General features: G+C 68.6%; 1 protein-coding gene (only partly in view). It reads right to left on the minus strand.

The window, feature by feature from the left end; genetic code table 11:
• A protein-coding gene (locus ACWEV3_RS37355) for a protein-glutamine glutaminase family protein (RefSeq protein WP_452618416.1) crosses the window boundary here: on the minus strand, positions 1-10,830 show its 5' portion. Its footprint begins 16,584 nt before the window's first position; 10,830 of the gene's 27,414 nt are visible here — the first part of the coding sequence; it begins with the start codon at positions 10,828-10,830; the stop codon falls past the left edge of the window.
• Between the last annotated feature and the right edge of the window lie 916 nt (positions 10,831-11,746).

Here is an 11,746-nt window from a genome sequence, read left to right on the forward strand (position 1 = left end):
GGTCACCGCCATCTCGGGCAGATGCTGCTTGATGTTGCTGGGGCTGATGAACTTCCGGATGGTGGCGAGAGCGTCCTCGCTCAGCTCGCCGACGTAGGTGGCGACCTGATCGAACATGAAGTTCAGCCGGATACCGTCCGGCCTCTTGCCCCCGGGCAGCGCGCGGCGGCTGGGTACGGGCAGCTGCTTGTTTCTGTACCAGCCCTGCACGTCGGTGTGGACTTCGGCGTGCTCCGGTGCCCAGTGGGGCAGCTGCGCGGGCACCGGCACCTGGCGTCCCGCCCCTGCCATGCCGACGGGCACACCGAGTTCGACCGTGACCGGAGTCTGGTCACCCAACGCCCGGCCGACCCGCACCTCCGGCAGAGTCGGGTTCCCCTCGCCGTCAAGCCGCGAGATGAAGAACGTGGCCGGCACACGCACCGCGCGCATCCCCCGGTAGCCGATCTCGCTGTCGGTGCTATCCGGAAGCGCGACCCGGTTCTGCTCGCCGTGCACGTGCTTCCGTGAGCTGCTGCGAGACGTCGCAGCGGCGGTCGGCGCATTGACTCCACCCAGCAGGAACAGCCCCGGAACTGCCGGGACGAAGAAGAACCACCGCGACATCGGGGTACGGCCGCTGGACGTGGCGGCACCGTCACCGCCCGCGTGCGCGGTCGCCCCGGAGGGCCCCGAGATGTCCGCCTCGATGGAAGCAGCCTCCGACCAGTTCAGCTCGGCCCTGACCAGGAGGCGTTTCTCCCCCACGTTCAGTTCCCGGCCGCCGCCGAGGAACGACTCGAACTCGTTCGCCACAGCGTGCCGCAGGCTGTGAATCTCCTCAGCGGACGGTGTCTTGGTCAGCAAGTCCTGGGCGGCGGAAACGATCCGGTCGGCGGCCTGCGTGGCGGTGAGCTGCCTCGCGGCACCGAGCCCGCGGTTGCCGAGCAGGTAGCGCGGCAGAGCCCGCCACCGACGCCGGGCGAGAGCCTCGTTCCCGGCAGGCGTGGTGGTTTCGGGCTGCTCGGTCACCTCCGTGCCAACGCTGTTCTCCAGGGACTCACCGTCGCTGTCGCTGTCCCCGTCCTGTTCGGCTCCGTCGCCGTCCTGCACCGCCGCGGTGGCCTCGCTCCGCTCCGCGGTCGCGGTGCCGTCGCGCCGCGCGGACTCGTCGCCCCGCATCGGAGTGTCCATTTGAGCCAAATCCGCGCCCTCGTGGGCAGTGCTGTCGTCCCTCGGGCTGACGTCCACCCGCTCGGACGGGCGCGAGTCCGCCTGCGCGACTTCGCGGTGGTTCTCGGTGTCCGCGTCGGCAGCCGAGGTTGCCGAGTTGTCTCGCGGCTCCAGCTGCTGCACAGCCTCCCGGTAACCGTCCTCGCCGAGCACCATGCGCAGGACCGTGTCCAGCGTATCCCCGGCGTTCGCCAGGAACGCCGCTCGCACCTCGTCGACCGCCGCAGGGTTCCCGCGCAGCGCCGCCAGCTCGTTCAGCACCGCGTCCTTGTTGACCGATTCCCGCGACAACAAGTGATCCAGCGTCCGTGCCCGGCGCTCCGGGCCCGGCACCGCCACGTCCGGACGCAGGCCCTGCGAAACCGCAATCTCCTCGATCCGCCACAGGTGGCGCGGCAGGAACGTCCGCTGGTGGGTGCCCATCAGCCCGTCATCGTCGATGTACGAGTTCTGCGGGCGATGCGGCCGGCCTGTCGTGGGTTCGGTAGGCATCGGCGGGTCGGCTCGGTTGAACACCAACCGGTCGTCAGCCTTCGGGCGTGCCTGCATGTAGCTTGCCTGGTCCCGCCGCAGCGCCTGGAGGAAACCGGATTCCAAACCCAGGTGGCGACCAACCGTGTCGGCGAGCTTGAACCCGCCAGCCCGGGTGCCCCAGTCTCTCGGCTCGCCAATCGACTCGTCCATGAGATCGACGCGGACATGCGAGTCCGACACGATGTCCGTGAATTCCAGATTAACGAAGAAACGCGAATCCGGGTGCATCCGCTTGGGATCGAACAATTCCGAGACCGCAACGATCGCCTGGGCTTTCAGCTCATCGATCTCCCGCTCGGCTTCCGCCAGCCGCTGCTTCGACTCGTTCGCCTTCGCCCGCAACCCCTGCGCCTCGTCCCGCAGCTCCGCATCATGCGGTTTGCGCGTCGCATCCGCCTCGGCTTCGACGGCCCACCGCTCATGGGTGTCCACCTCTTCTCGCAGTGGGACCAGGCGCGAATCGGTGTTCAGGTGCATCCTGACCGTGTACTCCGGCAGCCACACACCGTCCGCAGCCTGCCGCCGGCCCAACTGGTAGGTCCCCAACTGGCGGTACTCGTCGGGAAGGCCGAGCGGGTGCCCGAGCTCGTGAACAAACACGGATTCGTCGGCGGTGTACGGGTTCCAGCTGAGCTGGTCTGAACGCGCACCCGGATCGGTGTGGAGACGGATCGATTGATGCGCCTGCGCCGGGCCATCGACGAACTCGAGCCGGTAGTGGAACTGGTCGCCGGAACGCGGCATCCGGTAGCCCTGGTTGAACACCTCGTCCACCGCACCGGCGGCACGCCGCTTGACATCGTCGACCAACTGCCGCCGCTGATCCAGCTCCATGCTAGCCTCATGGGCCTTCTCCCGCTGCTCGTCGGCCAAGCGCCGAGCGGCATCAACATCGGCCTGCGCGCGGGCTAGCGCGTCGGCGTTGTCTGGCGACGAATCCAGTTGCAGTTGGAGACGCCGGACCGCGACGGCGGCATCGGCGACGGCGGCATCGGCGTCGGCCTCCTCAGCGAGCCGCAGCTCACGCTCCGCGCTCTCCCGCCACGGCACCAGGAATTCATCTTCCTTCAGGTGCGCCTTGAACGTGAACTCCTGAACCCCGCGCCCGTCGACCTCGAAACGCCGCCAGTCGTAATTGCCTAATACGACACGGTCCACGACATCGTCGGGGCGGCTGGACATCTTGGCACCGCTGATCTCGAAGTCCGCCGAGCCATCCGGGAGCGCGTTCCGCAGGTGCTCCCAGTCGGTGGGCTTCAGCGGGTTCGGCAGCGGAGTGAACCACGACGCCTCCCGTACCGGGGTACGCCGCCAGAGATTCTCAGGACGCGGCGGCCGCAGCCCCATCTCGCGCAGACCGGCCTCGTCGGTGTGCACGAAGACCTTGTCCCTGGCGTGGAGCGGCACATTCCAGCCCTCAGGCGCCCCCTCCCGGTGGCGGGGCTCGATCGTCCAGTTCGCCATGGCGCTCACCAGGTAGGTCTCGCCGCTGGAGCTCTTTTCCGGTTTGGCGTCCTTGAACTTCGACTTGGCGGCGGAAGTCTGCTGCCAGGAGTATTCCGGTCCGCCGATCGTGGCCTGCGCGACCTGCCGGAAGCGAGCGCTGGGTTTGAAGACCGGCCCGTCCTTGTGCTCCTCCTTGATGCTGAATGTCGTGGAGCCCTTGGTCGTCAGACCTGCCGAGTCCGCGGTCGGTGTGACGTGCGCATCGTCCAGGTAGGCATGAAAAACTAGGGACTTCAATGGGTTCCGCGTGACGTCGGCGGCGTGGCTGTCGTGGTCGAGGCCGTCAAGGCGGTAGCCGTCTTTACTCATAGCCTCCTGCAGGTGCGCCGATAGCGCGCTCGTGGTGGTGCCGGTCAGGATGGCGTGCCGGGTCCAGGTCGCGCCCAGCGGCACCGGGGGCGCGGTGTCTGCGGTCTGCTCGGTCTGCTCGGTCTGCTCGGCAGGGGGCGCGAGGAACCGCTGGAGGACCTTGTGCATCTCGTCCGAGTTCGCCTTCGCGTGGCTCATCTCGGGCAGCGTGTCGATCCTCTTCGGCTGGTACTCGGTGGGCGCGAGCTCTCCGATGGGTACGCGGGTCCGCACCACGCCGGGCAACGACCGCAGCGGGAGTGTCCTGCTAGTGCTCGCCAGGGTCGCCTGGGTCGCCAGGTCGGCGAGGCCCAGGGTCAGGATTCGCGACGCGCGGTCGGCGTGCGCGGTCTTGGTCACCGTAAGTACGAGGTCCAGGTCGTGCTCGAAAATCAGGAAGTCGCTCTCGAACGAGTACGTCCGGGTGCTTTCCTTACTGGCGGTCTCGACGAGCTTGGTGGACGACTTCTGGGCGGCGGCGCCCTGCCCGATGAACGCCACCGGTTGCCGCGAACCATCCCCCGACTGCCGTGCTCCGAGCATCGGCTGGACCCGGCGCTGTTGACCGCTCTTCGTGGTGACGGCGTCCTCGGAGGTCGTCTTGATCTCGTGCTTCTCGCTCCACCCGGATTCGACCCCAGCGAACCGGCCGGGGCCTTGCCGGCCCTTCAAGGTCAGCGTGACGTCGATCTTGCCGAGCGACCCCAACATCCTGGTGGACCACCGCTTGCCTGGCCCGCGCAAGTCCTTCAACAGCGCCTGCAAGCCGCGCGGGGCGACGTCGCGGATGCTCTGCCTCCACAGGTCCCGGCTGGCGCGCGGCTCGGCCGTTCCGAACGCGAGCTTGGTCAGGTAGTCGGTGAACTGCTGGCCGGCGGTGCCCGGCACGTTCTGCTGCGGGACGCTGCTGAGGAGCTCCTTGATGCCGCTGACCAGGTCCCCGGTGACTTCGGGCCGGACAGTCGCCGAGGCGTGCCCGTCGTCGACGAACGCGGTCGGCTCCCAGCCCGAACCGTCGCCCGTGGCCGGGGTGGTCTTCGCGTCCGGTCCCAGCCCGAGCCTGCCGATCTCGCCAGCCGGCACCCAGAGCTGGACCGAGCCCTTCTTGTGGGCTTCGAGGTGCCGCGTGTTCCCGGCGGCGTCGCTCAGCGGGTTCGCGCCGTGTTCGGCCTCGCTGCCGCTGTACAGCGTGCTGCTGTCGTAGGTGACCAGGTAGGCGAGGCCCTTGTAAGTCGTGGTCGTGGTGTGCTCGAACTCCTGGCTGAACGACCGCCCCTTCGATGCCGATGGCGTGGCCGAGTGGCTACCCATCAACATGCCCTTGGCATCGTCGCCGTTGCTCTGTCCGCCCACCCGGACGCGCTGGGTCCAGCCGCCGCCGCTGAACTTGGTGGTGCCGTGTCCGGTGGCGCCGCTGACCGTGCTGATGAAGTTCAGCTCGACGTTCTGCGGTGGCCCGTTCAGGCGCGCGTTGCTCAGCACCGTGTGCTGCTTGATGTCGCCGAGCCGCTCCTCAACGGACAGGAACCTGCCCTTGGCGTAGCGGTGCACCACGCCCTCGTAGGTGCCGGTGGTGACGCTGTCGAAGTGGGTGGCGACCTCTTCCGGACCAGCGAAGGAATGCACCTGGTGCGCGGCGATGACGTTGTTGTCGCCGAAGTCACCGAGCAGCCGGCTGGTGAGCTCGCGGCCGCTGACGACGGGCAGGTCCAGGCCGTGCACCACGTAGTAGTCGGGCAGCGCGGCCGGCGTCCAGCCCTCCGGCCGACGCGGTGTGTCGTGCTCGACCTCGTGGAAGGCGGAAGCGTCGGCCCCGTCGGCGGCGTTGGCGCCCGCGCTGTTTGCGTCCGCGGGCCGGTCGCCGACGGGGAGTGCCCCACCGACGAAGGTGGTCGCCGGGCCGCCTCGGACGGTCCGCCGCCCGAGCACGCCATCATTGTCCAGCACGGTGATCAGGTAGTCGACCTGCTTCAGGTGCACGCCGACGTCGGGGGCCTTCCAGCCCTGGCCGCGCCCGACTCCACCGTAGAAGTCCAGTGTGGACTCCACGGTGTTGTACTTGTCCGCGCGTTGGACGTTGAGGTCCAACTGCCCCCATGCTTCGGCGCGCCCGCGCAGGCCGGCACCGCCGCCGAGGGTCGTGCCAGTCTTGACCGAGCTGCTGTGCTCCACCTTCGTGCTGCCGGTCAGCGCGCCCTTCAGCCCGGCGCCAGGCACACGCCCGGCAGCAGCCTCGGCCACGGCCGTCCCGGAGTCGACGGTGCCGTACCCTCCGCGCGGTTGGGAGCCGCGCGGAACGGCCTGGATGACCACGCCGACGAGCTCGTCCGGGCGGGACGTGTCGGCGTAGGTGGCCTTGGTGAACACCAGCGGAAGACCCGGCCCGTTGAGATCCGGGGAATGGCTGCTGAACCCCCGGTCCGACACGAAGTCGTTCAGCATCTCCTCGTTGTCGGCCATGTGCGATTCGGCAGTCGTACCCGCAGTCGGCAGCACCCCTTGGGGCAGCATCTGACGCAGTGCCGCGTTGACTGCGGCAACGTTGGGGAATCGGGTTTCGGCCGCTCCGAGGACCTTCTGCGGTGGGAACGGCTCCCCATCGAGCTGCGTCGGCGAGGTCGCGTCCGAGTCCGTGGGTGCCGGGGCGAGCGCGCGCCACTTGGTGACGCCGTCCGCCATGTCGTGCGAGGTGTCCCACACCCGGCCGTCGTCGAACTTGACCCGCAGGTCGTAGGTCAGGTCCGCGCTGACGCCGCGCAATTCACCCTGGTGCTCCCACTCGAGTTCGGTGCGCAGGTCGTCGACGAGGGTCTCGCTGTGCTCTTCCTGCGAGGTCAGTTTGCCCTGCCCCGAGACACGCACGTCGAGGCTATTGGCGCCGTCGTCGTAGACGCTCTTGGCGAGACGCAACCGGACGCCGAGACCAACCGGCTGTTCCACCGTGGCCTGGAGCTCGCGGCCGTCCTTGCGGCCGAACTTGGCGGTGAACTTCGTGTCACCCGCCGGGACTTCCTCATCGGTGAGCAAGGCGTGCGACTGTCCCTGGCGGACCTTGAGCTCGAAGGTCGCGGTGCGGGTCTTCCCGGTCGCGTCCCGGATCTCCAGCTTCTCGGTAATGGTGCCGCCGGACAGCAGTTCCGGCCCGCGTTGGCTGAGATTGGCGCTGCCGACCATGGCCCGCAGGGTGTTGCGCAGCGACGAGCCGATCTCGTCGGCCTTGCCAGCCCAGTCATCGTGCCGGTGCACGAGAGCCTTGGCGCTGTCGAACAGCGTCTGGCTTCCGCACAGGTAGACCGACTCGCCGGGCCGCACGGATGCACGATCGGTGTTCAGCCAAGCTTCGAACCCGGTGGCGGACTCGCTGCCGAGCTCCGCAGTGTCCACGCGCCGCAGGCCGTGCAGGACGTTCGGCGTGCTCACGGTCGCCGCACCAGCGCGCTGCCCGCTGAGCTGAACGGGTTCCTGGCTATCACGACGCACGGTGACGGCGTGCGTCAAGTCGTGCGAACTCGTAGTGCGGGCGCCCAGCGGCATGAACGACGAGCCGTACCGGAGTTCCGAGCTATCAGTGGCCTTCCAAGACGATTGCGGGGTGAGCCCCTTGAAGCTGGTCGCGATCTGCACAGAGGCCCCGGGCACGGGGATGTTGGCGCGGTAGCCGTACCCATCGTCCCAGCGGCCTGGGGAGGACACCTCGTGCTTGACCTCTCCGTAGCCGCCCAAAGCGTTCTCGATCTTGTTCTCTTTGGACTTCTTGCCGCTCTTCCCCGGCTTCCCAGACTTGCCGGGCTTTTGAGCCGCCGTTTCCGGCGCCCCTCCGGAAACTGTGTCGTCGGTGAGCCGCGCGTGCACAGAGATCTCCACTGCGTCCGCGCCGAGGCCGACGCTCACGGTCAGCCCCTCGCCGTTGAGGACGGTGAAATTGTCCTTCAACGCGGCGTCGGACAGGCCGTGCAGCACCTGCTTGATCCGTTGCTCGGAGACCCCGGCCCGTTTCATCGCCTCCTGCGCGGTCTGGCGAATCCCCTGGCCGTCGATGTTCTCCGCCCGGACGACGTTGTGTGGCAGCAACACCCGGACCTGGTGCGTCCGCTCGGTAACCGGTCCGGGGTCCGGTGCACCACCCATAACGGGCAGGTCCTGGCCGTCCCGCTGGAGGCCGCTCGGGAAATCCCGTGGTGCCTGCGGCTCTTCCAGTGCTGGGCGCCACTGGGTGATGCGCTCCCGCACCTCCGCCGGCACCACCAAGGACTCGCCCCGCGCGGCTGCGTGTCCACCGGCACCCCCGTGATCACCAATGCCCGCCCGACTACCAGACGATGCTGAAGCAGAAGGGCCAGTGACACGAGACGTACCGGGCGCGCCACCACGCAGACCCGGAATAGCCGGCCGGTCATGACCGTTCCGTCTCTGCGCCTCGACATAGGCGACTTCAACAGCCAGCCTTACGGAGTTCTCCGGCACCGAAAGCCGAGCCCACTCCGGGTATACGCCCCGGACTTCCAGCCACTCCGCATACCCGTGGCGAGCATCCTCCGCCGTCACCACCACGTTTTTCTGCGGCTGCGTTTGCTGCCGGATCTGCCGCATCGCAGACCGCACGTGTTCGAGCAGGTCACCACTCAACTCCACCGGCCACCCACCCACCACCGCCGACTGCGGCGTGCCGGACTCGAACTCCCGATCTCCTTGCGGCCGCGGGGCCTGCGGCAAGGTCGAACCGTCACGCAATGACGGAGTGATCACACTGTCCACAGGCGGGCGTGCGTCCGTAGTCGCCGACGCTTCCGGTGCGGGCGCACCAGTGACCGGATCCACCGCACCCACCAGGCCCGGTTCCATCGGCACTTCACCGATGAACAGCGACAGCACCTGGCCGTACCGGGCGGGCGTGCGAATGCCCGCCATAGGAACTCGGGTGCCGTCCTCCATCACGGTCATGTGCCGCCCCATGACGGTGCCATGGACGTCCAGCTGGCCGGGCTCGTCGGAGTACTCCTCGACGAGCCCGATCATGCGGCCGTACCCGTGCGCGAACTGCACCGCGAACTGCCCGAACTGCCAATGGTTCTGGTCGATCACCGTATTCGGGTCGAAACTTATTTCGACGGTGTGATGCAGCACCGTCTCCGGCGTCTTCGGCATGATCCGGAAGCGGAGGAGGTCACCATTGAACGCGCGCAGGTTCGGCCTGTTGAAGTAGTAGTCGACGGCTACCTGGGCGTCCCACATCACCCACTGCTGAAGACCGTCACCGTCCCGATGGCTGAATTCGATGTCGACGTACACCGTGATCTCGGTGACGGGCTCGACGCCGTCCTTGGTGGCCTCCCAGGCCCGCCGGACCTCGAACGCAGACCGCACGACCTCCGGACGATCCGTCACCGCGCGGATGCCACGCTGGTGCGGTACGGCCTTCGCGAGGTTCTCCCTCGGATAGCCGTGCGGCGACGGGAAAACGAACGGCAGCGACAGACCCGGGATGTCGTTCATGAGCGGAACTTCGGGCAGTCCGCCCCCGAGACCGGCGGTCCAGTCGATGGCGGGGAAGTCGCCTGCTGAGGAGTAGGTGCGGACGAACTGGTCGACGACGTCGGCATCCACGCCCTGGGCCAGGCTCGCCGGGTCGGCGTAGCCCGGCGCGGCCGCTGCGGTCCAGGCGATGACCTCCTGGGTGACCCGCTGCCAGTCGATCTCCGTCGCGGGTTCTGTCGGGGCGTACTCCACCTCGGGCACAACCGGGATGGGCACGTGGAGCGCGTTCCGGATCTCGGCGTCGCGACCGGGGAGCAGGTCCGCCAGGAGCGGCATGGCGAGCGGGTTGCGGTCGAGCACGCCTCGCGCACCGAGTGGCTCGCGCTTCACGATGTCAGCGAGGGACGCGAGCACGGCGTCGGCGTCGATCTGCTCCAGCCTCGCGCGCACGACGACGTCCACCAGCGCCCGGTCCGCCCGCCGGTCCGCAGCGATCCTCGTCTGATCCTCGAGTTCGTCCAGGTCCACCCGCGATAACACGTCCGTGGAGGCGAACGTGCGCGCGAGAAAACCGGTGACGAAGTCGCCGGGAGTGTAGACCCAGGGCTCGGTGATCGCCACGACCGCGTAGGCCGACGGCCAGGTGCCGGTCCATGCTTCCGGCTCCGCCAGCTGCATCTCGGTCCATGCTTCCGGCTCCGCCAGCCGCATCTCGAAGAGCCTCCGGCTGAGGTACGAGGCCGTGCCCTCGAGGTTGCGAGTGGTGTTGACGTCGAGGTTCATGTGTGAGAGCCAGTCCTTGACACTCATGGGGGAACCGGTCGACAGCGTCGGATCGAACACCGCCCACCATGGGCCCTTCTTGCCCTCGACCCGGATGGTCGGTGCGACGTGGTAGCCCCAGCGCACGGGCAGCGGGAGGTCTTTACCGGCGCCCTGCGCGGTCTCAGACATAATCTCGAGCTGGGGGTTCGTCCGCACCGCGAAGATCTTGTGCGGCTGCGCCCCGAGCTGCTGCAACGCGACCGCCATCAGGTGCGCCCGCATCTGACAGCCAACCTCGGGGTGGTCGAACGGCACCGGCAACCGCCCGGCTTCGGGATGGTCGAAGGTCAGCTCCGTCATCCGCAGGTACCACTCGTGCGCCTGGTCCGACGACACAGGCCGCGCGATCGAGTAGCTCAACAGGTAGTCGACATAAGGCGACTCGTCCGCCCGCATCGCCCGCAGATCAGCCGCGAGCTCCCCGCCGAACATCTCCTCGTACGCCGTCGACGTCGCCCACACCACCTGTGGGTCGCGGTTCATCCCCCCGACCAGCGTCATCGCACCGTCGAAATCACCACCGCGAACCCGGTCCCCGATCGCCTGCGCCAGCTGCCGCACCGACGGCAGGTCGGCAGGCCGGACCGGCAACCGCACCGCCGTCGAGCCCACGGTGACCTCCGCGGACGGGTCGGCCATGAACGTGGACACCCGCCCCGTGATCTGCAGCGCGTGCTCGAAGTCGGCCTGCCGCAGCCGCCCCTCCTCCAGCGCCGCGACCAACGGGGCGGCGATCTCGTCGGCCAACCGGTCCGCACCAGCCACGCCCATCGCCCGGTGCAGTAGCCCGAACAAGGCTTCCGTCTTCACCACGGGCCGCGCCAGCTCATCTTTGATGGAGTCGACAGGCCGGCCCGGCACAGAATCGCGGCGCGTCCACGCCGCTTTGGCGAGGCGCGGCTCCTCGGCCTCGACGACAGGCTCGGCCACATCGGACTCTTCGGGGTACGGCACGAAGGCGAGATCGCCGGGACGAACGGTCCGGTCCGAATCCGAGCCAGCCTGAGTGCCTCGCTGCTGATTCGTCGCCGGAACCTGTCGCTGTGCGGCGCTGGTCTCCGATGCGGACTGCTGAGCCGTGCCTGCCGCTGGACCGATCTGCACTGGAGGCTGCGCATCAACCGACGGCAGCTCGGGCGCCGTGCCATACCCGACGTCCCAGCCCACAGCACCACGAGTGACCGCCGGGGGCGGAGCCTGCGGCAAGAAGGAACCGTCGCGCAACGGCGGGGTGACCGCGGTGTCCGCAGGCGTCCGCCCTTCCGGGCCGGGCCTCGCGGTATCGGGCACCGACGTCCCCACCCCCGAACCAGGCGTCGCAGTACCCGGCACGGGCGTCCCTGCGACCATCCCCGGTGCCGCAGTACCAGGATCCGGCGCACCCACGACCGAACCGGGCGCAGCCGCACCGAGAACCGACATCCCCTCGTCCGATCCAGGCGTCCCCGTAGTCGGCACCGACGCCCCAACACTCGAACCAGGCGTCCCGGTGCCCGGCACCGGCGCACCCGGCGCGGGCGTGTTCGCAGCGGGAGCCTGCACGCCCGCGGTTGGCACGGAAGGATCCGTGGTCTGCGTGAGGGTGTCCTCAACAGGCGCTCGTCCTTCGCCCCGAGCCGGAGCATCCACGACAGGCGGCCCGTCGACCACGGGAGGCACGCCGACACCAGGCGATGACACACCAGGCACAGGAACGCCAGCGACCGGACTGGCGATACCTGTCGCCGGCACGTCCGTGCCCGGCGCCGAAACCGACACGGGAGCACCGATGCCCGGACCCACCACACCCGGCGCCGACGGGACCGTCCCCGCCGACGAGATACCCACTGCCACACCAGGGACGGCG

The sequence above is a fragment of the Saccharopolyspora sp. NPDC003752 genome, assembly GCF_053605825.1.